Below are 26,403 nucleotides of genomic sequence, written 5' to 3' on the forward strand. Positions count from 1 at the left end.
CGCTCTAATGGACAGCGTTGGCGCATAGCCGCCCCATCCGTTACCGCCATGGCCCTGTCCCCGCAATTTCCCCTGCTGCAACGGCTGGCCGCCAGCCTCCATCAACTGGGCTGGCGCGACAGCGCCTGGCTGGCCGTGGCGCGGCTGCTGGCGATGGTGCCCGGCGGGCGCTGCGCGCTGTACCGTTATCAATTTGTGGCACAGGCCGTGGCGCCCGGTTCGCTGTGCCGCGGGCGCGGCCAGTCGGTCAGCGTCACGCCCTGCCTGACGGAAGCGGACTTGCCGCCCGGTCCCGAGCGCCGGCCCGGCGCGCTGCGCGAACGCTACCGGCAAGGCGCGCAATGCCTGGTGGCGCGTAGTTCGCACGACGCTGGCAAGGACAGCATGGCTGGCTGGATCTGGCTGCTGCGCCACGGCTGCCAGGAAGACGAGGTGCGCGCCCGCTATGCGCTGGCCTCACACCAGTCGTCGTGGGACCTGGACGTGTGGGTGCATCCCGAGCAGCGCGGTGGCCTGGTTTTCGCGCGCCTGTGGGAAGAAGCCAACGCCGTACTCCACGCACAGGGAGTGCGCTGGTCGTGCAGCCGCATCTCGCGGTTCAACCGCGCCTCGCTGGGCGCCCATGCGCGCCTGGGCACGCATGCGCTGGGCACGGCCACCTTCATGCGCTGCGGGCGCTGGCAATGGATGGCCGCCAGCCTGCCGCCGTATCTGCACCTGTCGCGCCGCCCTGACGACATCCCCTGCCTGGCCTTCGATACCAGCCGCCTGCCGCACTACCCTTCCCTGGAGCTGACATGCCGCATCTTGAAGCAGTAAAGCACATCCTCGACACCACCCTGGGCTTGAACGGGCGCGTGCTGGAAAGCCACACGCCGCTGCTGGGCAGCGTGCCGGAACTCGACTCGATGGCCGTGATCGGCGTGATCGCCGCGCTGGAAGACCATTTCGGCATCATTGTCGCCGACGACGACATTCACGCGCGCCACTTCGCCACCGTGGGCACCCTGCACGATTTTGTGTTTGCAAAGCTGCGAACATGAACCGCGCCGCCATCGACGCGCTGCCGCTGCTGCCCTTCTTCCTGCCCGCCAGCGGCGGCCAGCGCTACTGCCTGCTGCACCTGCCGCCGCCGGGCCAGGCCGCGCGCGGCGGCATCCTCTACGTCCATCCGTTCGCGGAGGAACTGAATAAAAGCCGCCACGTGGCCGCCGCGCAGGCGCGCGCCTTTGCCGCCGCCGGCTACAGCGTGCTGCAGATCGACCTGTTCGGCTGCGGCGACAGCAGCGGCGATTTTAACGAAGCGCGCTGGGACATCTGGCACAACGACCTGCACCTGGCCTGCGCGTGGCTGGCGCAGCGCGTCGACGGCCCCTTGAGCGTATGGGGCTTGCGCCTGGGCGCCCTGCTGGCCCTCGATTTCGCCAGCCGCGCGCCGCTGCCCCTGGCGCGTTTGCTGCTGTGGCAACCGGAACTCGATGGACGGCGCAGCATCGACCGCTTCCTGCGCCTGCGCCTGGCGACCGGCATGCTGGCTGGCGACTCACAGGAAGCGCCCGGCCAGGCGCGCGCCACACTGGCGAATGGCGAACCTGTGGAAGTGGCCGGCTACCTGCTGGCGCCCGAATTGGCGCAGGCCATCGATGGTGTCAGCGCCTCCACGCTGCAGCCTTCCGTGCCCGTCTACTGGCTCGACTACCAGGCGCCGGCACAGACAGCCGCACCCCTGCCATCACTCGCGCGGCAATGGCGAGACCACGGCGCCGCCGTGCACGTGGCCACCTTTGGCGACGGGCCGTTCTGGCACAGCGGCGAGCTGCTGGCGTGTCCGCAACTGCTGGACTCCACGCGTGCGCTATGCCGCGACTGGCTCGACGCGGAAAGGACGCCGCCATGAAGCGCGACAGCGGGCAGCAGCACCTCGCCGGACACGCCGTGCGCGAACTGGCCCTGCGCTTTCGCAGCGCAGCCGAAGACGACGAGGCGCAGGCGCGCCTGGCCGGCATCCTCAGCCTGCCAGATGCCCCAGGTCCGCACGGCGTCTTGATCGTCACGGGCGGGCCGCAGTACAGAATCGGCAGCCACCGCCAGTTCGTCTTGCTGGCCCGCGCGCTGGCCGCGCAAGGCTGGCCCGTGCTGCGTTTCGACTTGCGCGGCATGGGCGACAGCGAGGGTAGCGCGCGCGACTACCGCGCCGCCGGTCCCGACATCGCCGGCGCGCTGGCGCAATTCTTCGACGCCGTGCCGTCCTTGCGCGAAGTAGCGCTGTGGGGCTTGTGCGATGGCGCCACGGCCGCCGCCTGCCATGCGCCACGCGACGCGCGCGTCAAAGCCCTGATCCTGCTCAATCCGTGGGTGCGCAGCGGCGCCGGCCTGGCGCGCGCCACCTTGCGCCATTACTATTTGCCACGCCTGCTGCAAGGCGGTTTCTGGCGCAAGCTGGCCAGCGGCGGATTGCAGCTGGGCGCCAGCCTGGCGTCGCTGCGGCAGGTGGCGGCCGCCACGCAGGAAGCGGACCCGCTGGAAGACGACGCGCCCGCGCCGGCCCTGCTGCGGGCGCTGGCGCAATTCCAGGGCAAGGTGCTGCTGATCCTCAGCGGCGACGACCTGGGCGCGCGCGAGTGGCAATCCCTGCTCGATGGCGATCCTGCCTGGCGCGCCGTCACGGCACGCGCGCAATGGACGCAGGCGCAGGTCGATGGGGCCAACCACACATTTGCCAGCGCCGCCTGGCGCGGCGAAGTGGAACAGCGGTGCGCGCGGTGGCTGCAGTCATGGTAAAAACCTCGCCGAACGCGGCCCGACCGAACGCGGCCCGACCAAAACGCGTGCTGATGGTCGCCTACCATTTCCCGCCGCTGGCCGGCGGCAGCGGCATCCTGCGCACCCTGGGCTTTGCACGCCATTTGCCCGACCGCGGCTGGCAGCCGCTGGTGCTCAGTCCCGGCGCCAGCGCGTATGCGCAGCGGGGTGACGCGCAGCTGGCGCAGCTCGGCGCGCAAGCCACCGTGCGGCGCACCCTGGCGCTGGACGCGGCGCGCCATTTCTCCATCGCCGGGCGCTATCCGCGCTGCCTGGCGCTGCCCGACCGCTGGAGTTCCTGGTGGCTGAGCGCCGTGCCGGCCGGCCTGCGCATGATCCGGCAATACCGCCCCGACGCGATCTGGTCGACGTATCCGATCGCCACGGCGCACCTGATCGCGCTGACCCTGCAAAAACTCAGCGGCCTGCCGTGGATCGCCGACCAGCGCGACCCCATGCTCGACGACAGCGACCCGCTGGCGCCCTATCCCCCCGAGCCGCGCCTGCACCGCATGCATGCGTGGCTCGAACAGCGCATCGCGGCGCGCAGCGCGGCCATCGTCTGCACCACGCCGGGCGCCATCGACGCGCACCGGCGGCGCCTGGCGCAGGTGGGGCACGAACGTTTCCACCTGATCGAGAACGGTTACGATGAAGACGGCTATGCAGACCGCCCTGAGCGCACGGGCCAGCGCAGCCGCTTTTTGCTGCTGCACAGCGGCGTGATCTATCCGTCCGAGCGCGATCCGCAAGCGCTGTTCGAAGCGCTGGCCCGGCTGCGCCGTGATGGCATGCTGCATGTCCGCAATTTCCAGCTGGTGCTGCGCGCCACGGGCCACGATGCGTGGCTGGCCAGCCTGCTGGTGAAATACGGCATCCTCGACCTGGTACGCCTGGAACCCTTGCAGCCGCACGACGCGGCGCTGCAGGAAATGCTGGCCGCCGACGGCTTGCTGCTGCTGCAGGCGGCCAATTGCAACGGACAGATTCCCGCCAAGCTGTATGAATACCTGCGCTGCCGCCGCCCCATCCTGGCGCTGACCGACCTGGCGGGCGACAGCGCGGCCAAGCTGCGCCACTGCGGCATCGACACCATCGGCCAGCTGGCGTCCAGCGGCGACTGCGCGCGCGCGCTGCTGCGCTTCCTGGAACTGGCGCGCCAGGGCCGCGCGCCGCTGGCCAGCCCCGGCGCCATCGCCCTGCAATCGCGGCAAGCCCGCAGCAACACCCTGGCCGCTTTGCTGGACCAGGTCAGTCACAGGAGCCCGACATGAAGCATCCCCTGTTAGCCTGCGCCCTCGCCGTTTGCTGCGCCAGCGCCGGCGCCGCCGCGTGCCCGCCCTACGTCAGGCACACGCCGGGCGGCGACTACACGAGCGCGGAAGACCGCGCCGGCCTGTCCGTGGTAGAGAAATTCCATTTTTCGCGCGCCGTGGAAACGCTCACGCAAGGCATGACGGGCAGCCTGGGCGGCGACATCAGCTACACGCTCGAACACTTTCCGAATCACCACCGGGCGCTGGCCTCGATGGCGAAACTGGGCTTGCGGCTGAAAAGCGCGCAGCCGGTGGGCGCCCGCTACACGGTCAGCTGCTACTTCGAACGGGCCATCGCCTTCGCGCCGCACGACGTGACGGCGCGCATGGTGTACGGCAGCTATTTGCTGTCCACGGGCCAGGACGCGACGGCACTGGAACAGCTGGACGCGGCCAGCCGCCTGGCGCCCGAGCAGGCCACCATCCAGTACAACCTGGGCCTGATGTATGTCAAAAAGAAGGAATACGAGAAGGCCAGCGCCCACGCGCAAAAAGCCTACGCGCTGGGCTTTCCGCTGCCGGGACTGAAGAACAAGCTGAAGGCGGCGGGCAAGTGGAAAGAGCCGCCGCCCGCCGTCATGCAAGCAAAGGAAGCGCCGACAGAACCGGCCGTGGCGCCGGTCGAACTGCCTAGCGGGGAATGACGGCTGGCCGCCGGGCCACGCTCAGATGCGCCGTCGGGGACGCGGCCAGCGCCGCGACCAGGTCACGCCGCGACTGCGCCTTGTCTTCCGCTTCGCTGATGTACGCCAGTTCGGCCGGCTGCAGCACGGTAAGAGTGAGCAGCATCACTTCGCCATACGGCGTGGCGAACGATGGGGGAATGGTGCTTGCGCCCTGGGCCAGCAGCACGCCCACCTGTTCGTTTTCGTCTTCCAGTCCCTTTGGTGCATCTTGCAAGTCGAGCACCATCGACACGCTGCCGTGGCGCTGCACCAGCAAATCGATGGAGCCGTGGTCAGCCACGTTCTGGCTGACCTGGTAAATGAGGTCGAAGAGCCAGGAATGCGCCACTTCCTTGCCGTCGAAAGCGGACAGCGGCGCCTCGATGCACACTTCCAGCAGGTGACCGCGCGGGACGAACACGTCGTCATCATCCTCGAACGGATCGCTCAAGCCATCGCTGGCGATGAGGATGGAATCACTCCGTCGTATCACCCTCCAGGCCTGGCGCAACGACGGCCAGCGCGGGCCGCCCATGAAGGCCGGGTTGACCAGCGGCGCCAGCACGTCGGCGTCCATGGCGCCCAGGGTGGCATAAAAGGCGTCGCGCGCGGCGCAGGCCGTGGCCAGCATCTGCGCGCCGGCTTCCTTGCCGACGACGGCGTCGTCAGGTTGCGGTACTTGGGGGATAGCGTTTTCAGGCATGAGAATACTCTTTGAATTAGTCGGCGGGAGGAAAATCGTGATACGAGCGTGGCAAGTAGCCCCAGATGCGCGCCACCCGGTCGCGTACTTCGAAATCGAAGCCGATGCGTTCCAGTTCCGGCACGATCCACACGCCGTGGTCGATGATTTTTTTTGGCAGCAGCATGGCCACGTGTTCTTCCGAATACAGGCTGATGTCCAGCCACTCCACGCCCATGAACGGGAACGGCGGGTGGTAATCCCATTCAGTATCCCAGCGCGAGACATGGCCGGTGACGGAGCCGTAGCGGTACGACGGCGCCCAGTCGGTGCGCCCGCGCATGAAGGCCAGCAGTTCGTTCCACTTGCAATCGTTGGCGGCGCCGGCCAGGTTGCGCCGCGCGATGTGGCCGCGTAGCTTGCGCTTGATGTCCTCGCCGCCGGCGTCGGCCTGCGGCAGGCTGGCCTCTGCCATCAGCGGACCACCGGCTTGACCTTGGACGCGGCCAGCACGGCGCGCGCGCGGGCCGTGTCGATATCGTCGGCCGTGGCCAGGGCCACGCCCATGCGGCGGCGGGCGAACGATTCCGGCTTGCCGAACAGGCGCAAGTCCGCGCCCGGCACGCTCAAGGCGTCGGCCACGCCTTCGAAGGCGATGCCTTTCGCTTCCAGCTGGCCGTAGATGACGGCCGAGGCGCCGGGCGAACGCAGGGCCACGTTGACGGGCAAGCCGAGGATGGCTTTCGCGTGCAGCTCGAATTCGCTCTGCACCTGGCTGGCCATGGTGACCATGCCCGTGTCGTGCGGACGGGGGCTCACTTCCGAGAACCACACCATGTCGTCCTTGACGAACAGCTCCACGCCGAACAGGCCCAGGCCGCCCAGGTTATCCGTCACCTTGCGCGCGATGTCGCGCGAACGCTCGAGAGCCAGCGGCGCCATGCGTGCCGGCTGCCACGATTCCACGTAGTCGCCGTGCACCTGCAAGTGGCCGATCGGCTCGCAGAACTGCGTCTCGATCTGGCCCGAGGCGGCAACAAAGCGCACCGTCAGCAGGGTGATTTCATAATCGAAGTCGATGAAGCCTTCGACGATGACCCGGCCCGTATCGACCCGGCTGCCGCTGGCCGCATACGCCCACGCCGCGTCCACGTCTTGCGCGCTATCGAGCTTGGACTGGCCCTTGCCCGACGAGGACATCACGGGTTTTACCACGCACGGGAAACCGATCTCCTGGCATGCCAGCTGCAATTCCTGCAGGCTGCTGGCGAAGCGGTACGGCGACGTGGCCACGCCGAGCGTTTCCGCCGCCAGGGTACGGATGCCTTCGCGGTTCATCGTCAGCACGGCCGCGCGCGCGTTCGGGATGCACGTGATTTGTCCGGCCGCTTCCAGCGCCGCCAGCGTGTCGGTGGCGATGGCTTCGATTTCCGGCACGATCAGATCCGGCTTTTCCAGGGCTATCAGGGCTGCCAGCGCCACGCCGTCGCTCATGTCGACACGTGCGAGCGGTGCGCCACCGGGTGACCGGGCGCATTCGGATAGCGGTCGACGGCGATCACTTCCACGCCCAGGCGCTGCAGCGACATGATCACTTCCTTGCCCAGTTCGCCGGAACCCAGCAGCATGACCTTGATGGCGGTGGAAGACAGGGGCGTGCCGAAGGTGCGGGGCGCGATGGTGCTGCTGGTGATGGTGCTAGTGGTCATGGCAGTGTCTGTAGGCGGATGGAAAGATGGCTGGGACTATAGCAAATGCCGGCCCACTTGGACAGGGCGCGGCAACGGTGCAGCCGCTGGCGGCGGCACTTGCCAGCGCAGGCAGTCGATGCAATAATTGAGAATGATTCTCAATTAACTATCATCCATCATCGTCCTTGCCGCCATGAACCCAGCCGCACCGCCCGACCTTGCCACCCTGTACCGCGCCCACCACGGCTGGCTGCAGGGCTGGCTGCGGCATAAACTGGGCTGCGGCGCCGATGCGGCCGACGTGGCGCACGACACGTTCATGCGCCTGCTGCAGCGGCGCGAACGGCCGCAGCCCGCCCTGCGCGAGCCGCGCGCCTACCTGACGCGCATCGCGCAAGGCCTGGTGATCGACCATTACCGGCGCCGCGACGTGGAATACGCCTATCTGCAGGCGCTGGCCGCCCTGCCCGAGCAGACGGCGCCGTCGCCCGAAACGCGGCTGCTGATCATCGACACCCTGGTGCGCCTCGACACGGCGCTCGACGCCCTCAAGCCGCGCGCCAGGCTGGCCTTTTTGCTGGCCCAGCTGGACGGTTTGACGGGTCCCGCCATCGCCGCCAGGCTCGAAGTCTCGCTGGCCACCGTCGAGCGCGACCTGGCCAGCGCCTGGCGCGCCTGCTACCGCGTATATTTCCAGTGACCTTACCAGTGACGGCCACCACCTTGCCGGAAGACCCCGTGGAGCAAGCCATCGCCTGGGCCGTGCGCCTGCAGATGCAGGGCGCGACGCCGGACGCGCTGCTGTCGCTGCAGCGCTGGCGCGATGCCGATCCCGCTCACGAACAGGCGTGGCAACGCCTCGCCGCCATCGGCAGCCAGTTCTCGGGCTTGCCGCCGGAAGCGAGCCGCGCCACGCTCGACGCCAGCCTGGCGCGCCGCCGCCAGCGCCGCCAAGCGCTGAAAGTACTGGCCGGCATCGGTTTTGCCGGCACGGCCACCTGGTTCGCCATCGACACGCGCGCCGACTACCGCACGGGCACGGGGCAGCGCCTGGCCGTGCGCCTGCCGGACGGCAGCTTGCTGCACCTGAATGCGGGCACGGCCGTCCGGCTGCACTTTGACGGCGCGCAAAGGCTGCTGAGCTTGCTGCATGGCGAAATTGCCATCACCACGCAAGCGGACCCGCAGCGCCGGCCGTTTCTCGTCGAGACGGGCGAAGCGCGCATGCTGGCGCTGGGCACGCGCTTCACGGTGCGCCGCGCGGCTGGCGCCGATGGCACGCTGACGCGCCTGGCCGTGCAGGAACACGCGGTACGGCTCCAGGCCGCTGCCGGCGCGGTGCGGCCTGAGCTGGTGCAGGCTGGCGACAGCGTCCTGACGGATGGCGCGCGCATCTGGCGCGAGCCGGCCCATGACGATCCGGCCGCCTGGCTCGATGGCGTGATTGCCGCGCGCGACATGCCACTGGGCCAGCTGGTAGCCGAACTGGCGCGCCACCGGCATGGCTTGCTGCTGTGCGACGCCGACATCGCCCACTTGCCCGTTTCCGGCGTCTTCCAGCTGGACGATCCCGAGCGGGTCCTGCGCGTATTGCTGCACACGCAGCCCATCGTGGCCGTGTACCGCACGCGTTTCTGGGTCACGCTGAAAAAAGCGTAAAAAAGATGAGGGGATCGGGCTGGCCGCACGGCATACAGCTTGATACCACCCACCTGATAGCGACCCATGACCCACTCTTTCCTGCCCTGCCCTCAGCCATTTCCGGCATTCCCAACCCTTCCCGCGCGTTCCCGCATGGCCGGCGCCGTCGCCAGCGCCCTGCTGCTGCTTGGTGCGGCGCCCGTCCTGGCCCAGCAAAATCCACCCCAGGCCAGCAGCGCCAGCGCCATGCACGCCCTGCAGATCGCCGCCGGCCCGCTCGATGCGGCGCTGGAACAGCTGGCGCGCAAGGCGGGCCTGACGCTCACCTACCAGGCGAGCGAGGTGCGCGGCCTGCGTACGACCGGCCTGGCCGGCAACTACAGCGCCGCGGCCGGCCTCGAGGCGCTGCTGGCCGGCAGCGGCCTGGCGGCGCTGCAGCTGGCGCCCAACGATTTCGTCCTGCGCCCGCTGCCCAGGTCGGCGAATGCGGCGGCTGATGGCGCGCAGCAACTGGCCGAAATCACGGTCACGGCCGGTGGCGAGCCGGCGCTGGAAACGGAAGGCAGCGGCGCGTATGCGGCGGCATTGGCCGGCACGGCCACACGCTTTACCCTGTCGCCACGCGAAACGCCGCAATCGCTGACCGTCATCACGCGCCAGCAGATGGATGACCAGGGCGTCCTCAGCCTGGCCGATGTACTGCAGCAGACGCCGGGCGTGACCGTCTCGCACGACGATTCGGAACGCTATAACTACTATGCGCGCGGCTTCAGCCTGAACAGCTTCCAGTACGACGGCGTGCCCACCTTTGATTTCAGCACCAATTCGAACGGCCTGGGCATCCGCGACATGGCCATCTACGACCGGGTGGAAGTGGTGCGCGGCGCCAACGGCCTGATGAGCGGCGCTGGCAGCCCGGCCGGCGCCGTCAACCTCGTGCGCAAGAAACCCACGCGCCAGTTCCAGGCGTATGCGCAGGCGGGCATCGGCAGCTGGGACCGCTACCGCGCGGAAGCCGACGTTTCCGGTCCCCTGAATGCGGACGGCTCCGTGCGCGCGCGCCTGGTGGCCGCGCACCAGGATCACGGCTCCTACATCGACCATTACCAGCAGGACAAGAGCGTGGTCTACGGCGTCATCGAGGCCGATCTAACGCCGCGCACGCGCGTGCTGGCCGGCATCGACTACCAGAAAATCGATTCCAAGGGCTCGTCCTTCGGCCAGAATCCCCTGTTCTACACGGACGGCAGCCGGACGCGGTTCGCGCGCGCCTTCAACCCCGCCGCGCGCTGGACGGATGCGGGCAGCACCAGCACGCGCGTGTTCGCCGCCGCCGAGCACCTGTTCGACAACGGCTGGCAAGTCAAGGCGGAAGCGAGCCACTGGAAAGGCGATACGGACCAGTTGCAAGCGAATATCATCAGCTGGGGCCCCTATCCGGACCCGGCCACGGGCCTGGCCACCGTGCAGCGCGGCGCAAAAACCTATGTCATCGACAGCAATTCGCTCGATGCGTACGCCACGGGGCCATTCCAGTGGCTGGGCCGCCAGCATGAACTGGTGCTGGGCGTCAACGCCAGTCACCGCAAGTCCGACTACCTGGCCTATGGCGGCGGCAATGTGGAAATCGATTACCGTCACTGGAACAACAACGTGCCCCTGCCGGCCAGCATGGCTGTCAGCCTGACGCAAAAATACAGCTTCAAGGAATATGCGGCGTATGGCGCAGCCCGTTTCAAGCCGGCCGATGGCTGGTCGCTGATCGTCGGCAGCCGCCTCAACAGCTATGAACGCACGGGCGACCTGATCTACGGTTGGGGCGGCACGGGCCGCGACGACGCGAAGGAAAAACACCGGCTGGTGCCGTATGCGGGCGCCGTCTACGACTTGAACGGCACGTATTCCGCGTATCTCAGCTATGCCAGCATCTTCGAGCCGCAATCGGTCAGCGACGCCAATGCCAGGGCGCTGCCGCCCACCACGGGCAAATCCTGGGAAAGCGGCATCAAGGGCGAGTTTTTCGAGCGCAAGCTGAACGCCAGCGTGGCCATTTTTCACATCCAGCAAGACAATCTGGCCGATTACGTGGGCACGGACGCCAACGAACGGGAAGTCTACCGCCCGATCGACGGCACCACCACGCGCGGCGTGGAGCTGGAAGTGGCCGGCCAGCTGTTGCCCGGCTGGCAGGTGCAGGCGGGAGCGACGTTCAGCCGCCCGCGCGACAAGGATGGCCAGCGCATCGATACGACGCGTCCCGAACGCAGCGTCAAACTGGCGACCAGCTACCGCCTGGGCGGCGACTGGCGCCGCTTGAGCGTGGGCGGCAATGTCAACTGGCAAGGCCGGACGTATTACCACACCGTCCTGGCAGGCGATGTGCCGGCGCGCGCCGACGAAGGCAGCTTTGGCGTGGCGGGACTGATGGCGCGCTACGAGTTCAGCAAGCGGCTCAGTGCCGTGCTGAACATCAATAATGTCTTCGACAAGCGCTATTACAGCGGCTACGGTCTGTACGGCAGCGGCTACTATGGCGATCCGCGCAACGCGCAGCTGACCTTGCGGGCCAGCTTCTAACCGGCGTACGCCCGCTTGATCTCGTCAATGTTGATTTTTTTCATGCCCATCATGGCTTTCATCACGCGCTGGGCCTTGACGGGATCGGGGTCGGTCAGCAGCTTGATCATGAGCGTGGGCACGATTTGCCAGGACACGCCGAACTTGTCCTTGAGCCAGCTGCATTGCTGCGCTTCCGGCGGCCCGCCTTCGGACAGCAGGTTCCAATAGTGATCGACCTCGTCCTGGGTGTCGCAATTGACCTGGAACGAGATCGCTTCGGAAAACTGGAACAGGGGGCCGCCGTTCAGCCCCGTAAACGTCTGGCCGTCCAGTTCAAACGCTACGGTCAGCACGCTGCCCGGCTCCTGGCCGTGGATTTCCTTGCCCTCCTCGCCGTAGCGCAGGATCTGGCCGATCTTCGAATTGGGGAAAATCTCCGTATAAAACCGGGCCGCCGCCTCGGCGTTGCCGTTGAACCATAAACATGGGGTAATCTTTTGTACGCTGTGCATGATGTCTCCCTAGTCCGGTGTGTGGATTAGCGTCTCTAATATAGTCGCAATTGCGCCGGCATGGCGCGCGAATCGCGCCTGTTTTCAGCCTGTTTTGAACCGGCTACCGTCCAGGAATAGCCTCCCGCCCCAGCACGCCGGCGCTGGCAAGCAGGCGCAACCGGGCCGAACGCCATTCCGCCTGGCAACGAATGCGCTCCTGCTGCGCCTCGAGCAGCGCCGACTGCGTGTTCAGCATTTCCAGGATATCGGCCGCGCCCAGGCCGAACTTGCGCTGCACGCTGGTCTGGGCATCGCGCGCCGCGTCCAGCCACGTTTGCGAGGCGGTCAGGTTGGCCAAGGCCGTGCTCGCCTCCGCATGCGTTTTCACCAGCTCCATCAGGGTCTGCTGCTTTACGTCTTGCGCCTCGGCTTCCCTTTGCCCGGCCTGCGCCAGCGCGCCGCGCACCTTGTAATGGCGCGCAAAACCGTCGAACAGGGGGATGTTGAGCGAGATACCCACCAGGGTTTCGCGCGTGGAGGCGGCGGACAAGCCCTGGTTGGGGCGGCCGTTCTGGTAGATATTCGCCGTCAGGTCGATGCTGGGCCGGCCTTCCGACTCGGTCACGGCCACCCGTTCGCGCGCGGCTGCCAGCTGCGCCTGCGCGGCCACGATGGCCGGATGCCGCGCCTGGGCCAGCGCCAGCCAGGTGTGCAACTCATCTTGCAAACCATCACGCAGGCCCGCCGCCGATTCGGCCGCATCGTCGTCGAGCACCACGTCCGCCTCCGCCGGCAAACCCAGCGTATAGACGAGCACGGCGCGCGCCTTCCGGAACTCGCCATCGGCGCGGCTGGCGCCCAGGGCCGCCTTGGCCAGCGCGCTCGTCGCCTGCAGTGTGTCGCTGTGCGAGCCGAGGCCCCGCTGGGCGCGGCGCTGCGTGGCCAGCACCGTTTCATTTGCCAAGGCCGCGTAGTCCTGGCGCATCCGCACATTTGCCCGCGCCGTCTGCGCCTCGAAATACGCGCTGACGGTGGCCGCCAGGATTTTTTGCAGCACGGCGTCGCGGTTGGCCAGCGCCGCGTCCAGCACGGCTTGCGCCGAGCGCTGGCCCGCCGCGCGTCCGCCAAAATCGAACAAACGCCAGGATAGGTTCAGCGAGCCCGTATTGCTGTTCAAACTGCCGGAAGGCGTGCTGGCGCCCGGATAGGCCGTGCGGTCGTGCACCCGGCCCAGGCCCGCATTCAGGGTCGGCAAAAAGGCGGCCTTCGCCTCGCCCAGGCCGGCCGCCTGCAAGCGGATGCCGGCCCAGGCGCCGTGCACTTGCGCGTTGCGGCAAAGGGCCAGGTCGACGGCCGCCGGCAGGGTCAATGGCACAGTCAGCAGCACACCAGCCTCATACGCGGACGGGCAAGGCGCGGCATCGAGTTCGTCCGCCCGCGCCGCAGCACCAGCCAGCAGCAAACTGATGGCGATCACGCTGCATCTAGCGTTCATGCAGCGCCTCCTTCTGATGCTGCACCAGCGGCGAGAGCACATATTCGATCACCCTTCTCGTCCCCGTGCGGATTTCCGCGCGCACGGCCATGCCAGCCGACAGCGGCACCAATCTGCCGTCGATGACGATGGATGGCTGCTGCAGCGTGATCCTGACGGCATACACGGGACCCTTCTTTTCATCCTCGACGGCGTCGCGCGAGACGCTGCTGACGACGGCGGGCACGGTGCCATACTTTGTGTAGTCGAAGGCGTCGACCTTGATGGCGACCATCTGCCCTTCCTGCACGAAGCCGACGTCGCGGTTTTCCAGCACGGCGTCGATTTCCAGCCTGCCCTGGCGCGGCACGATCTGCATCAGCGCCTGCGCGGCCGGCACGACGCCGCCCACCGTATGCAGCTTCAGTTGCTGCACCGTGCCATCGACGGGCGCCGTCAGGCGCAGCAGGCTGCCGCGGGCGCCGGCGCGGCGCGCATCCTGGCCGCTGGCCGCCGCCACCCTGGCCCCTTCCGTCAGCGCGTCGTAGGCATCCTTGCGCGTTTGCGCCACCAGGGCCGCGCGCTCGCTGCGGGCCGACGCCAGCTGGCCGGCCAGGTCGATGCGCGCCTGTTCCTTTTCCAGCCACGCGTGTTCGGCCACGTCGCGCGTGGCCAGCAGCGCCTGGTAGTCGCCGGCCCTCTGTGCCGCCAGCGGCAGCGCCTGGGCGTAGCGGGCGATTTCTCCATCGAGATGCGCCAGCCTGGCGCGGAAACTCGCATACTGGCCATCGAGGTGGCCCTGCGCTTCCTCACGTTGGGCGGCGGAGGCGCCATCGGGCGCCGCCAGCCTTGGCATCGTCAAGCTGTCGATGGCGGCGATCAGCGCGCGCGAGCGGGCCATCTGCAGCGCGGCCGCCACGGCATCGCCGGCGGCCTTGTCGCGCTCGGCGTCCGGGCCACGGCTGTCGAGTTCCACCAGCAGCTGGCCCGCCTGCACGGCTTGCCCCTCGCGCACATGCAGGGCGCGCACGGCCGCCACATCGACGGAGGCGATGGTCTTGCTATTACCAGATGGAATGATCTTGCCGGCCGCGTTGACAATGATGTCGACCTGGCCAAAGACCGCCCACAGCAGCACGCAGGCAACCAGCAGCATCAGCACCCTGGCCGTCAGGCGCAACGATGGCGACACGGGCCGCTCCTGCAGCGCCAGCGCGGCCGGCAAAAAGGCCGCCTCGTCTTCGCTCAGCACGGGGCCGCTCAAGGCCGCGCGGTTACGCCAGCTGTGCCGCAGCACCTGGCCGTAGCGTTGCAACAGCTCGCCATACGCGGCCAGGCGGTGGCCGGCGCTCATGTTGCGTCCCCTGTTGCGCTCCCGCTCGTGCCCTGCTGCAGGCTGTACAGATGGGCGTAGATGCCGCCCGGCTGCGCCAGCAGCGCGTCGTGCGTACCCAGTTCGGCCACCTGCCCCCGCTCCATGACGACGATGCGGTGTGCTTCGCGCACGGCCGACAGGCGGTGGGCAATGATCAGCACCGTGCGCCCCGCGCAAATGCCGCGCATATTGTCCTGGATGATTTTTTCCGATTCGTAGTCGAGCGCGCTCGTCGCTTCGTCGAAGATCAGGATGCGCGGATCGCCGATGAGGGCGCGGGCGATGGCGATGCGCTGGCGCTGGCCGCCGGACAAGCCCGTGCCGTGCTCGCCCACCATGGTGTCGTAGCCTTCTGGCAATTCGCAAATGAAATCGTGGGCACCGGCCAGTTTCGCCACGGCGATGACGGCGTCAATAGGCAGCGCCGGGTCGCTCAAGGCGATGTTGTCGCGAACGGAGCGGTTGAACAGTATATTTTCCTGCAGCACCACGCCGATCTGGCGCCGCAGCGAGGCCGTGTCGATGACGGCGATATCCTGCCCGTCGATCAGCACCTTGCCCCGTTCGGGAATGTAGAGGCGCTGCGCCAGCCGCGTCAGGGTGCTCTTGCCGGAACCGGAACGCCCGACGATGCCGATCACCTCGCCGGGTGCGATGGCGATCGACACATTACGCAGCACTTCGGCCACATCGGGCCGGTAGCGGAAACCCACTTGCTGGAACTCAATGGCGCCGGCGATGCGCGGCAGGCGCGCCTTCTGGCTGCCCGCTTCCACCCTAGCGTTGAGGATGTCGCCGAGCCGGCTCATCGAGATGCCCACTTGCTGGAAATCGTTCCACAGCTGCGCCAGGCGCAGGATGGGCGAGGCCACCTGCCCCGCCAGCATGTTGAAGGCGACCAGTTCGCCCACCGTCATCTTGCCGTCGATGACGAGGGTCGCGCCCCACCACATGATGGCCGCCGTCACCAGCTTGCTGACCAGGGTGACGCCGCCGCTGGCCAGCATGCCGATGTTATTTGCCGACAAACCCGCCGAGACATAGCCGGCCAGCTGCTTTTCCCATTGCTGCTGCCAGCGCGGTTCGACGGCCATGGCCTTGAGCGTGTCGACGCCGCTGATGGTTTCGACCAGGAAAGACTGGTTTTCCGCGCTGCGGTTGAATTTATCGTTCAGGCGGCCCCGCAGCACGGGCGTGAGCAGCATCGACAGGGCCGCGTAGACGGGAATCGAGGCCAGCACGACGACGCTGAGCGCCGCGCTGTACCACAGCATGGCGGCAATGAAGATGAAGGAAAACAGCAAATCGAGCACCAGGGTCATGGCATTGCCGGTGAGGAAAGAGCGGATGTTTTCCAGTTCATGGATGCGCGCGACGGAATCGCCCACGCGGCGCGCCTGGAAATAGGCGATCGGCAAGGCCAGCAAGTGGCGGAACAGGCGCGCGCCCAGTTCCACGTCGATCTTGCTGCTGGTGCGCGCGAAAACATAGGTGCGGATGAGACCCAGCACGGCTTCGAAGACGATGGCGCAGATCAGGCCGATGGCCACCACGTGCAGGGTTTTCATGGCGTGGTTGACCAGCACCTTGTCCATCACCACCTGGAAAAACAGGGGCGTGGCCAGGCCGATCAGCTGCAGCACGAAGGAAATGAGCAGCACTTCACCCAGCAGCCTGCGGTATTTGACGATGGCGGGGATGAACCAGCTGAAGTCGAAACGGGCCGTTTCGCCCGCATAACTGGCCTTGCTGGTGAAAAAGATCAATTCGCCCGTCCAGGCGGCAAGGAAGGCTGCCCGGCCGAGGATTTGTGGCGGCTGGCCCGGATGCTGGACCAGCACCTTGCTCACGCCGTCGTCGTCCGTCTCGACCTTGCCGAGGATAAAGAAACGGCCGGCGCTATCGATGGCGATGGCGGGCAGCGGCGCTTGCGCCAGCCGTGCGGGCGCCTGGCGCACCAGTTTGGCCGTCAAGCCAAGTTGCCGCGCGGCCAGCAGCACGGTTTGCCGCGTGAACACGGCCTGGCCGAAGGCGTGCTTGAGCTGGGCCCCATCGGCGGCGATGCCGTGCAGGCTGGCCATCAGCAGCAGTGACAGCAAGCCCGTGTCGGGCGCGGTTTTTTCAATCGGTGGCGGATCGTTACGGTAGGAGAGGACTGTCATCGGGCAATATCAGAAATTCAATGGCGCAGCCGGGCAGTGGCGGGTCACCCCGGCCCGGCTGCGTGAGGGTGGATCTAGTTGCTCAACGGTTTAATGCGCCGCCGCCAGCTGGAGTTGCGTCGACGGATTGCCGTGGCCTGACCATGGCGCCGATGCGGCCGCCGGCACGGCAAAGCCGGCCATCGCTTGCACCAGCTGCGCGGCATCCGCTTGCCAGCCGCTGAAGCCGCCCTGGCTGGCGGCACTGAATGGCTGAGCGGAACGCCAGTTCTGCGCCAGCACCGGCGCCAGGATGGCGGCCGTGCCGGCAGGCAGAGTGAGCTGGCCGGCTGGCGGCGGCGTCAGGCTGGCCATCGCCTGCACCAGGTTTTGCACCTGGCTGCCCAGCAAGACCCGGCCATCGGCCATGCGGAATTCCTCGATGCGCCGCTCCGCGCTCTCGTACCAGCCAGTGACGGTGATCTTGTCCGTGGTGCCGATGGTGCTCACTTCCAGGGCCGTGCCCACCTGGCGGAACCACAGCTGCTCGGCGCTGACGCCTGCCAAAAAGGAGACCACGTCGCGGCTACCTGCCTCGTTGGCCTCGTTGATCAAGTCGGCACCGTCGCCGCGGGCAAAGATATAGGTGTCGTTGCCCAGCACACCAGCCAGGATGTCGTCGCCCTTGCCGCCTTGCAAGATATCGTTGCCCAGCACGCCCAGCAGGGTGTTCTTCAGTTCATTGCCGATCAACACGTCGTCGAACTTGCTGCCGACAACCGCGATGAAATTGGCCACCACATCCACGCCAGGACGCGCCGCCAGGGCCGTGCCCACGGGTGCGAAGGCAACCGTCGCGCCAGCGCTTGCATTGACGTAATTGAGCGTGTTGCCCGCACCACCGCCGTCGAGCACATTGCCGCCGGGGGTAGTGACGAAAAAGATGTTGTTGGTGAAGGCGCTGCCCGTCACCGTCAGGCCAGGGGCGCCGAGGCGCACATTCTCGACGTTGTCGGCCACCGTGTAGTTGACCGTGGTAAACACGGTGTCGCTGCCGCCATTGCCCCGTTCGACGATGAAGTCGCCACTGTGGTTGACGTGATAGGTGTCGTCGCCGCCCAGGCCTTCCATCAGGTCGGCGCCGGCCGTGCCCTTGATGAGGTCGGCATTTTCCGTGCCGACAAAGGTTTGCTCCGTCAACTGCGTGGGACCGTTGAAGTGCCAGGCCTGGGACAACACGGGCGCCAGGGCGGCGGCGGTGCCTGCCGGCAAGGTCAGCTGGCCCAGCGGCGGTGGCGCCAGGGTCGCCATCGCCTGCACCAGCAGTTGCACATCGGCGCCGCGCATGACGTGGCCGGCGGCCGTGCGGAATTCCTCGATGTTCGGCGCAGCCTTGTTCCAGGCGCGGATGGTGATCTTGTCCGTGGTGCCGATGGTGCTCACTTCCAGGTCCGCGCCCACCTGGCGAAACCACAGCTGGTCGATGTTGACGCCGGCCAGGAAAGCGATGGCGTCGTAATTGGCGTCGGCGGACGCTTCGATGATGACGTCGGCGCCGTCGCCGCGCGCAAAGACATAGGTATCGTCGCCCAGGCCGCCGGTCAGCACATCGTCGCCCTTGCCGCCTTGCAAGGTATCGTTGCCGAGGCCGCCAGACAGGGTGTTGGCCAGTTCGTTGCCGATCAGCACGTCGTCGTAGGCACTGCCTGTCACGCTGGAAATATTGACCAGCACATCGCTGCCAGGCAAGAGCGCGCTACTGCCGACGACGGGAACGATGGTCGCCGTGGCGCCTGCCTTGGCACCCGCATAAGTGGCCGAATTATTGCTGCCGATGCCATACAACAAGTTGCCGCCGGCAACGTCGACGTGAAAGACGTTGCCGCTGCCGTTACCTGTCACACCCACGTCCGCGGCGGCCAGGTGCACCTCTTCGATGTTGGCGCCCATGGTGTAGCTGACCGTCGTGTAGACAGTGTCGCGGCCGCCGCCCGGCTGTTCGGTCACCACGTCGTTGCCATGGTTGACGTAATAAATATCGTCGCCGGCCAGGCCCGCCATCACATCGGCGCCCGCCGTGCCCTTGATGATGTCCGGATTCGCCGTGCCAGTGAAGACGCCGTTGCCGGGCTGATTCGGTCCTTCCGTGCGCCAGTTCTGCGCCAGCACGGGAGCCAGGACGGTGGCTGCGTAGACAGGCAAAGTCAGCTGGCCAGCCGGTGGCGGCTGCAGCGCGGCCATCGCCTGCACCAGATTGGACACGTCGCTGCCCAGCAGCACGCGGCCATCGGCCGTGCGGAATGCCTGGATGCGGGGCGCGCTGCCTGCGCTGTACCAGCCATTGACGGTGATCTTGTCGCTCGTGCCGATGGTGCTCACTTCCAGGTTCACGCCTACCTGGCGAAACCACAATTGGTCGGCGCTGACGCCGGCCAGGAAGGAGACGACATTGTGGCTGCCCCCCTCCACCACCTCGGTGATGGCGTCGGCGCCGTCGCCGCGGGCAAAGATATAGGTATCGTCCCCCTGCATGCCGGCCAGCAGATCATCGCCCTTGCCACCGCGTAAGGTATCGTTGCCAAAGCCGCCTACGAGGGCGTTCTTGAGTTCGTTGCCGGTGAGGACATCGTCGAACTTGCTGCCGCCGATGCTCATCAGGTTGACCAGGATGTCGCTGCCCGCTGGCGCCGCCAGTGGGTCATTCGCGCCCAGCAGCGTCGCCGTCACGCCTGCGCTGGAACCGATGTAAGCGACCGAATTGCCCGTGCCGCCGCCATCTATCCTGTTGCCACCGGCCGTGTCGACGTGAAACACATTATTGGTATTGGCGCTGCCCGTCACGGTCAGCCCGGCGGCGGTCAGGTACACGCTCTCCACGTTCTCGGCCACTTGGTAATTGACGCTGGTATACACCTTGTCGTTGCCGCCATTGGCCAGCTCGACGATCACGTCGCCGCTGTTGTTGACGTAATACGTATCGTCGCCAGCCAGGCCTTCGAGCACGTCGGCGCCCGTGGTGCCACTGAGCACATCGGCGTTCGGCGTGCCGGTGAAGCGCTGCAGGGCCGCGGCAGCGGCACTGTTCAGGTATGCCTCGCTGGCGGCAACGCCATCGCCTGCGGAGGTGGAAGTTTGCGATGCAAATTTTTCAGTCATGTTGCAGTTTCCTGTCGTTAAACGTCAAAACCAAGAGTGAATATGTCGGCGCAAGCCGGCATGCAAAGCAAAAGTCCCGGCCGCATCCACCTGCCGTTCAGCGTGCACCTTCAACGGTCCGGCACTTTCGGCGCATGGACGGCGCGCGGTTGAGCGTCGCCTCGCATGCACGCCTTAATGACGGTCAAACGGGACAGCCACTGTTATTTGTCATGCAAATGTCACACTGCATGGAGGAAAGAAGAGAAACTTTTGCCAAGTTTTTTCTGTCGCCGCTGCATCCATTGTGCGAGAATGCCCCTCCCCCCTGTATGGTGCGCATGATGACCAAACTCGCCGCAAGCATCACTGTAATGACACTCGCGCTGGCAGCTTGCAAGCCGGCAGCCACGGCACCTGCGCATGACATTCCCGCGGCCATGCGCCAGACCGCGACCACCCTGCTGCAGTCAACATTGCTGCATGCGACCTCGATTGCCGTCGTTTATCGCGGCGAGGAATTCATGCTGCATCAAGGCGAGCTGGAGACCGGCAAAGCCAATCCGCCGAACGATACAACGCTGTATGAAATCGGCTCGGTCAGCAAGACTTTTGCCGGCCTGCTGCTGGCGAACGCTGTGCTCGATGGGAAGGCGGCGCTCGACGATCCCATCCAAAAGTACCTGCCGGCCGCCTACCCGAACCTGCAGTCGCAGGGGCAGCCAGTGCGCTTGCGCCATTTGATCTCGCACACCAGCACCATGCCGGGCATGCTGCCATTGCAGGTGAACACCATACTGAAGGATTTCACTGCACACGCCACGCCGGCAAAGCTCAATGCGGCCTACGCCAGCTACGGACAACAGCAATTCTGGCAGGACTTGCACACAGTCAGCATCACAGGTCCGCTAGGCAAGGACTACGCCTATTCAAGCGCTGGCACCGAACTCATTGCGCACACGCTCGAAACAATCTACGGCATGCCCTATGAAGTCCTGCTCACGCAATTCGTCGCGCGCGAAGCGGACATGCACGATACCAGGCTCAGGATCGCAGCCACGGATGCCGGCCGGCTGGCGCCCGGCTACCACAGCGACAATCCCGTCGTGACAACACCGATGCCGCAACTGCCTTGGGGAGCGGCCGGCAACCTGAAGTCGACCTTGCCGGACATGGCGAAATACCTGCGCCTGCAATTGAGCGCCCATCCCGCGGTCATCGAATCGCACCAGCCGCTGGTGCGCTTCCAGGACGATTTCAGCATTGGCTACTTCTGGAATATCGGCAACAATCGGCAGTTGGGCACGCATTATGTACACCATGGCGGCGTGCCGCGTGCGCAAAGCTACGCCTGGGTCGTTCCCAAATACCAGCTGGGGGTCTTCATCATCACCAACCAGAGCGGCGACGCGACCGCCGGCGCCATGGAAAGCGCGCTGGCGCATATCTTCGACACGGTGGCATCCCTGGAAAGCGTGGAGTAGGCCGCCAGCAATACGCAGGCTTCAAAGTTTGGCGAGGTGGCGCTTATTTGCCGGGCGCGGCGCGCACGGTAGCGCCGGCCACATGCAACTGCAATGGCGTCAGGGAATCGTCCGCCGTCATGGCAAGGCGCCAAAAGTTTGATCCTGTAACTGCTGCACCAGGAAATCGATGAACACGCGCAGGCGCGGCGGCAGGTGGCGGCTGGCCGGCCACAGCAGCCAGAATGCCGTGCGCGCCTGCGTATGCGCGTCCAGCAGCGAGACCAGTTGCCCTGCCGCCAGCTCGCGCTGCACGGCAAATGCGGGCAGGTAGGCGATGCCCTGCCCCTGCACGGCCAGGAAGACGCGCATTTCCACGCTGTTGCAAACCATGCCGGGCACCGGCTGGGTTACCTCGTCCATCAGCGGCCACTGTTCCAGTCGGCCCGTGGCGGGAAAGCGGTAGTCGAGGCGCGCGTGTTGCAGCAGCGCGGCGCCATCGGCGGGCCTGCCGTGGCGCGCCAGATAAGCGGGCGACGCCACCAGCAGGCGGCGGAACGTACAGAGTTTGCGCCGCATCAAGCCCGAATCGGCAAGCTCGCCCGTGCGCACGGCAGCGTCAAAGCCGTCGCTGACGATATTGACCATGGCGTCGGAAAAATCAAGGTCGAGTTCGATGGCGGGATAGGCTTGCATGAAGGCGCCGATAGCCGGCTCGAACAGACCGCTGTAGCGTGGCAGGCTGATGCGCAGGCGGCCGCTGGGTGCGCCGGACGCTTCGCCCAGCTCGCGCTCGGCCGCTTCCACTTCCGCCAGGATGCGCTTGCAGCGCTGCAGGAATTTTTCCCCTTCCGCCGTCAGCGCCAGGTGCCGCGTGCTGCGCTGGAACAGGCGCGCGCCCAGCCGCGCCTCCATGCGCGCCACGCTCTTGCCGACGGCCGACGAGGACAGTCCCAGCAGCCGGCCCGTCGCCGAAAAACTGCCGCTGTCGGCCACCTGCACGAACATGGCGATGCCACCCAAGCTATCCATTTGCGCTCCATTCACGACATTTATGTCCGATATGTTGATCAGTTTAGCCCATTTTTCTTCAATGACTGGCAGGCCATACTCGCCCCTCTTTCTTTCAGAGCCGACACCCATGCCCTCTTCCTCACGTCTTTCACTCCCCCTGCAAGTGCTGGCCGCTTGCCTGACGGGCTTGCTGATTCCCCTGTGCTTCACGGGCCCGGCCGTGGCTCTGCCCGCCCTGGGCGCCGAACTGCACGGCAGCGCCGCCGCCCTGAACTGGGTCATCAATGCGTATATCCTCAGCTATGGCAGCGCCATGATGGTGGCCGGCAGCCTGACGGACGTGCTGGGACGGCGCCGCGTCTGGCTGGCAGGGCTGGCGCTGTTTTGCGTGGCGACCCTGGCCATCGCCCACGCGCCATCGGTGGCATGGATCGCCGTGCTGCGCTTCGTGCAAGGTCTCGGCGGCGCGGCCGCGTTCGCCGCCGCCATGTCGTCGCTGGCGCCTTTGTTCCACGGCGCGGCGCGCAACCGCGTGATGAGCGTGCTGGGCACGACGTTCGGCCTGGGCCTGGCCTTCGGTCCGCTGGCGGCCGGAGCCATACTGGCGCTGGCCCGCTGGCCCGCCATCTTTTATGCCACGGCCGCGCTGGGCGCCATCGGCATGCTGCTGGTATGGTGCAGCGTGCCCACCGATCCCCCGCGCGGCAAGGGCCGGCTGGACTGGCCCGGCGCCATCAGCTTCAGCGCCGCGCTGGGCCTGTTGACCCTGGGCATGCTGCTGGCGCCCGAGCACGGCTGGCGCAACGGCGCCGTGCTGCTGTCCGTCGCCGCGTCCGTCCTGCTGTTCGTTGCCTTTGGCGCCATCGAGCGCCGAACGGCGCACCCGCTGCTGGATTTGTCGCTGTTCCGTCAGCGCCGCTTTGTCGCCGTGCAAGTGTTGGCCGCCTCGCCCGCCTTCCTGTTCATCGTGCTCATCGTCATGCTGCCGGGGCGCTTCATCGGCATCGACAACATGTCCGCGCTGGCGGCGGGACGCCTGATGATCGCCCTGGCCGCGCCGCTGCTGCTCGTGCCCATGCTGGCGGCGCTGCTGTCGCGCTGGATCGGTGCAGGCGCCCTGAGTGCGGCGGGACTGCTGCTGGCTGCGGCGGGACTGGCCTGGCTGGCGCAGGTGCTGGGCCATGGCGGCACCGCAGCGCTGGCCGGCCCCCTGCTGCTGATCGGCGTGGGCATAGGCTTGCCGTGGGGCTTGATGGATGGCATGGCCTTGAGCGTGGTGGAAACGGAGCGGGCCGGCATGGCGACGGGCATCTTCAATACCGTGCGCGTCAGCGCCGACGGGGTGGCGCTGGCCTTGGCAGGCGCCGTGCTGGCCAGCCTGATCGGCACCGGTCTGGCGCGGCTGCTGCCCGGCGACTTGCCCGTGCTGGCGGCCGCCAGCCGCGCCGCGCTCGGCGATATCGAGCAGGCGGCACAGCTGCTGGGCGGCAAGGAAGCGCTGCTGCGCGCCAGCTATGACGCGGCCTTCCGCCAGCTACTGCTCGGCCTGGCGGTGCTGGCCGTGGCGCTGGCGGCGCTGGTGCCGTATCTGCTCAGGAAGAAAGAAAAGCGCCTGACAAAACCGTAGCGAGCGGAAGGTAGAGGTGGTCGAGAAGCGCAACCGTACTAGAGTACGGTGAGCATCGCAGGCCGCCTATACCGACGCGCAGTAGGTTTTGGACGGTGCTTTAGGCGTCCAGGCCGTAAAACACCGCAACGAGGATGGCGATATTGTTGCAGGCGCGCGCGAACGCCGTCGTTGCATAGGCCACGGCCACACTGGGGCCGCGGTAGCGCAGGTAGACAAAGCTGAACATGGCGCCGGACCCCAGCGCGACGATGGCGTGCAGCAAGCCGCCGCTGATGAAATGCACGACGGCCCACAGGATGGCGCCGATAAAAATGCTCAGCTGGCGGCTGGCGCCCAGGCGCCGGAGGATTTCCAGCGGCAGCAGCTGGCCGAGGAAGGTTTCCAGGATGGGAGAATAGATGACGACCCAGAACACCAGCAGGGGCAGCGACATTTCGCGCTTGAACTTGGACAAGCCCGTGTGTGCGCCCCAGTATTCGGGCGGCAGCAGCCATTTGGTGATAAACAGGATGGCAAAGCACAGCATGCAGGTGAGCAGACCCCAGCCGAGACCGGCAAGGGCCAGCTGCAGCACGGGCGGCGCCGGTTTGTCGTCGTCCGGGTTGGATAGATCATGGCTGCTGCGCACTTGCATGAGAAGTCCTGGCGGTGATCCAGCTCTCATTGTAGCGCGGAATACGACGCTTGGCGCATGGCTGGTGGTGCGCGGCGCTGCCGTGCTCCCGCGTCAGGCCGCCAGGCGCAGCGGTCCGCTGGCCGGCTTGGCCAGTTTAAAAATGCCCACTTCCTGTTCCAGCTGCGCCGCCTGCTGTTGCAATTCGTGCGCGGCGGCCGCCGCCTGCTCGACGAGGGCCGCGTTTTGCTGGGTCACCCTGTCCATGTCGACGATGGCGCGGTTGACTTGCTCGATGCCGGCACCCTGCTCCTGCGTGGCGTGGCTGATCTCGGACATGATGCCCGTCACCCTACCGATGCCGGCCACCACGTCGTGCATGGTGACGCCTGCCTGCTCGACGAGCAAGGTTCCCGTGCCCACCTTGCTGACGGAATCGTCGATCAGCAGCTTGATTTCGCGCGCGGCGGCGCTTGAACGTTGCGCCAGGTTGCGCACTTCCGTGGCGACGACGGCGAAACCGCGTCCCTGCTCGCCAGCGCGCGCCGCTTCCACGGCCGCGTTCAATGCCAAAATATTCGTCTGGAAAGCAATGCTGTCGATCACGCCGATGATGTCGACGATCTTGTTCGACGAAGCATTGATCAGGCCCATGGTGTGCACCACCTCGGCCACCGCCTTGCCGCCCTGCTCCGACACCTTCGACGCTTCGCGCGCCAGATGGTTCGCCTGTTGCGCGTTGTCCGCATTCTGGCGCACGGTGGAAATCAGTTCTTCCATCGATGAGGCCACTTCTTCCAGCGAGCCGGCCTGCTGCTCCGTGCGCTGCGACAGGTCGCGGTTGCCCGTGGCGATCTCGGTCGAGGCCGTGGCGATGCTTTCCGTTCCGTGGCGCACCTTGCCGACGATGGTGGCCAGGTTGTCGCGCATGGTCTTGATCGCGAACAATAAACTGCTGTCGTCGCCCTGGCGCGTGTGCACGTCGATGGCCAGTTCACCGAGCGCGATGCGCCCGGCGATCGTGGCCGCATACGCCGGTTCGCCGCCCAGCTGACGCAGCAGGCCGCGCGTGATGACGGTGGCGACCGCAATGCAAATGAGCACGCTGAGGGCAGCCAGCACGCCGATCCAGCGCAGCGACTGGCCGTAAATGGCGCGCGCGGCCACGCTGGCCTGCTCCGATTCGCGCTGCACGTTTTTCAGCACCGTATCGATATCGGCGACGATCTGGCGTCGCAGGGGGCTGCACTCCTCGACGAGGAAGGTGCCGTACTGTTCCATCTGCCCCGTGGCGCGGAACTGGCGCGGACGCTGCAATTCCTGCGCCATGGTTTTCAGGCCCGTGCTGACTTTCTCGAATTGCGCATCGCCGGCGAACTGCGGCGCCAGGAGCGCCAGCGCTTCCAGGTACAGCGCTTTCTGGCTGTCGAGGATGGCCAACTCTTTCTCGGCGGCAGCCTGGTCATGGAAGATATACGCGTTGCGGGCGGCCAGGCCCGTCTGGTCGAGCGCTTCGCGCGCCACGTACAGCGGTTCGAGTTTTTCCAGCTGGACTCTTTCTTGCGCGTCCATGGCGCCGGAGATGGCGCCGATACGCAGCAGCGCGAAGGCCGCCAGCACCAGCATCAGTACCACCAGCAGCCCGAAGCCTGCGCTCAGGCGCGCGCCTATCGTCAAACGATTGAATGACATCATTGTTGTTATTGCC

At 66.6% G+C, this 26,403-nt stretch carries 21 protein-coding genes and 1 pseudogene; 11 read left to right on the plus strand and 11 right to left on the minus strand.

Features of this window, described 5'->3' with window-relative positions; genetic code table 11:
* Positions 1-48: 48 nt before the first annotated feature.
* The 6 genes from SJI03_RS09555 to SJI03_RS09580 are packed head-to-tail and all read left to right on the plus strand — an operon-like array spanning position 49 to position 4,762.
* The gene (locus SJI03_RS09555; protein WP_322426993.1) at positions 49-819 is read left to right on the plus strand and encodes a hypothetical protein; all 771 of its coding nucleotides are present in this window, start codon (positions 49-51) and stop codon (positions 817-819) included.
* Positions 798-1,043: an acyl carrier protein gene (locus tag SJI03_RS09560; protein ID WP_322426994.1), complete on the plus strand. Its 246-nt coding sequence runs from the start codon at positions 798-800 to the stop codon at positions 1,041-1,043. Before SJI03_RS09555 ends, SJI03_RS09560 begins: the two co-directional genes overlap by 22 nt.
* A complete protein-coding gene (locus SJI03_RS09565) occupies positions 1,040-1,897 on the plus strand; it encodes a hydrolase 2, exosortase A system-associated (protein WP_322426995.1) in 858 nt (285 codons plus the stop codon). The genes SJI03_RS09560 and SJI03_RS09565 overlap by 4 nt, the downstream gene beginning before the upstream one ends.
* Positions 1,894-2,781, plus strand: a complete 888-nt coding sequence (locus tag SJI03_RS09570; RefSeq protein ID WP_322426996.1) for a hydrolase 1, exosortase A system-associated — start codon at positions 1,894-1,896, stop codon at positions 2,779-2,781. Before SJI03_RS09565 ends, SJI03_RS09570 begins: the two co-directional genes overlap by 4 nt.
* Positions 2,775-4,076: a glycosyltransferase gene (locus tag SJI03_RS09575; RefSeq protein WP_322426997.1), complete on the plus strand. Its 1,302-nt coding sequence runs from the start codon at positions 2,775-2,777 to the stop codon at positions 4,074-4,076. The genes SJI03_RS09570 and SJI03_RS09575 overlap by 7 nt, the downstream gene beginning before the upstream one ends.
* Positions 4,073-4,762 (plus strand): ABC transporter permease, encoded by a 690-nt coding sequence (locus tag SJI03_RS09580; RefSeq protein WP_322426998.1) that lies wholly within the window; start codon positions 4,073-4,075, stop codon positions 4,760-4,762. Before SJI03_RS09575 ends, SJI03_RS09580 begins: the two co-directional genes overlap by 4 nt.
* Here SJI03_RS09580 and SJI03_RS09585 read toward each other — a convergent pair.
* From SJI03_RS09585 to purT, 3 genes and pseudogenes are all read right to left on the minus strand, one after another.
* Positions 4,749-5,486: a hypothetical protein gene (locus SJI03_RS09585; protein WP_322426999.1), complete on the minus strand. Its 738-nt coding sequence runs from the start codon at positions 5,484-5,486 to the stop codon at positions 4,749-4,751. The genes SJI03_RS09580 and SJI03_RS09585 overlap by 14 nt on opposite strands.
* A 16-nt stretch (positions 5,487-5,502) precedes the next feature.
* On the minus strand, positions 5,503-5,940 hold the full coding sequence (locus tag SJI03_RS09590; protein ID WP_322427000.1) for a DUF6678 family protein: 438 nt from the start codon (positions 5,938-5,940) through the stop codon (positions 5,503-5,505).
* Positions 5,940-7,093: pseudogene (gene purT, locus SJI03_RS09595) on the minus strand (formate-dependent phosphoribosylglycinamide formyltransferase). Before purT ends, SJI03_RS09590 begins: the two are co-directional and overlap by 1 nt.
* A gap of 256 nt (positions 7,094-7,349) precedes the next feature.
* Here purT and SJI03_RS09600 point away from each other — a divergent pair.
* The 3 genes from SJI03_RS09600 (at position 7,350) to SJI03_RS09610 (ending at position 11,374) form a co-directional block, all read left to right on the plus strand.
* Positions 7,350-7,856, plus strand: a complete 507-nt coding sequence (locus SJI03_RS09600) for a sigma-70 family RNA polymerase sigma factor (protein ID WP_099376865.1) — start codon at positions 7,350-7,352, stop codon at positions 7,854-7,856.
* Positions 7,853-8,815, plus strand: a complete 963-nt coding sequence (locus tag SJI03_RS09605) for a FecR domain-containing protein (RefSeq protein WP_322427001.1) — start codon at positions 7,853-7,855, stop codon at positions 8,813-8,815. Before SJI03_RS09600 ends, SJI03_RS09605 begins: the two co-directional genes overlap by 4 nt.
* A 135-nt stretch (positions 8,816-8,950) precedes the next feature.
* The gene (locus tag SJI03_RS09610) at positions 8,951-11,374 is read left to right on the plus strand and encodes a TonB-dependent siderophore receptor (protein ID WP_322427002.1); all 2,424 of its coding nucleotides are present in this window, start codon (positions 8,951-8,953) and stop codon (positions 11,372-11,374) included.
* Here SJI03_RS09610 and SJI03_RS09615 read toward each other — a convergent pair.
* From SJI03_RS09615 to SJI03_RS09635, 5 genes are all read right to left on the minus strand, one after another.
* Positions 11,371-11,868, minus strand: a complete 498-nt coding sequence (locus SJI03_RS09615) for a VOC family protein (protein WP_099401867.1) — start codon at positions 11,866-11,868, stop codon at positions 11,371-11,373. The two genes, SJI03_RS09610 and SJI03_RS09615, sit on opposite strands and share 4 nt — an antisense overlap.
* Before the next feature lie 103 nt (positions 11,869-11,971).
* Complete coding sequence (locus SJI03_RS09620) at positions 11,972-13,345, minus strand: TolC family protein (RefSeq protein WP_322427003.1); 1,374 nt, start codon at positions 13,343-13,345, stop codon at positions 11,972-11,974.
* Positions 13,335-14,678, minus strand: coding sequence for an HlyD family type I secretion periplasmic adaptor subunit (locus tag SJI03_RS09625; RefSeq protein WP_322427004.1), 1,344 nt, complete (start codon positions 14,676-14,678; stop codon positions 13,335-13,337). Before SJI03_RS09625 ends, SJI03_RS09620 begins: the two co-directional genes overlap by 11 nt.
* Positions 14,675-16,861, minus strand: a complete 2,187-nt coding sequence (locus tag SJI03_RS09630; protein ID WP_322427005.1) for a type I secretion system permease/ATPase — start codon at positions 16,859-16,861, stop codon at positions 14,675-14,677. The genes SJI03_RS09625 and SJI03_RS09630 overlap by 4 nt, the downstream gene beginning before the upstream one ends.
* A 90-nt stretch (positions 16,862-16,951) precedes the next feature.
* Entirely contained in the window at positions 16,952-19,996 is a 3,045-nt protein-coding gene (locus SJI03_RS09635; protein WP_322427006.1) for a calcium-binding protein, read from the minus strand.
* On the opposite strand from SJI03_RS09635, the gene SJI03_RS09640 reads away from it, so the two are divergent.
* Positions 19,978-21,459, plus strand: coding sequence for a serine hydrolase domain-containing protein (locus tag SJI03_RS09640; protein ID WP_322427007.1), 1,482 nt, complete (start codon positions 19,978-19,980; stop codon positions 21,457-21,459). The genes SJI03_RS09635 and SJI03_RS09640 overlap by 19 nt on opposite strands.
* A 117-nt stretch (positions 21,460-21,576) precedes the next feature.
* Here SJI03_RS09640 and SJI03_RS09645 read toward each other — a convergent pair whose 3' ends face one another.
* Positions 21,577-22,470, minus strand: a complete 894-nt coding sequence (locus SJI03_RS09645) for a LysR family transcriptional regulator (RefSeq protein WP_322427008.1) — start codon at positions 22,468-22,470, stop codon at positions 21,577-21,579.
* Between the two features lie 109 nt (positions 22,471-22,579).
* Here SJI03_RS09645 and SJI03_RS09650 point away from each other — a divergent pair, with 109 nt between their 5' ends.
* Positions 22,580-24,079, plus strand: a complete 1,500-nt coding sequence (locus tag SJI03_RS09650) for an MFS transporter (protein ID WP_322427010.1) — start codon at positions 22,580-22,582, stop codon at positions 24,077-24,079.
* Positions 24,080-24,179: 100 nt separating this feature from the next.
* On the opposite strand, the gene SJI03_RS09655 is transcribed toward SJI03_RS09650, so the two are convergent.
* Positions 24,180-24,716 carry a hypothetical protein gene (locus SJI03_RS09655; protein WP_322427011.1) on the minus strand — a complete coding sequence of 179 codons (537 nt, stop codon included), beginning with the start codon at positions 24,714-24,716 and terminating at the stop codon, positions 24,180-24,182.
* Between the two features lie 93 nt (positions 24,717-24,809).
* Positions 24,810-26,390, minus strand: coding sequence for a methyl-accepting chemotaxis protein (locus SJI03_RS09660; RefSeq protein WP_322427012.1), 1,581 nt, complete (start codon positions 26,388-26,390; stop codon positions 24,810-24,812).
* Between the last annotated feature and the right edge of the window lie 13 nt (positions 26,391-26,403).

Origin of the sequence: Janthinobacterium sp. GMG1 (assembly GCF_034427795.1) — a bacterium.
In the GTDB taxonomy this organism is placed as follows: domain Bacteria; phylum Pseudomonadota; class Gammaproteobacteria; order Burkholderiales; family Burkholderiaceae_D; genus Janthinobacterium.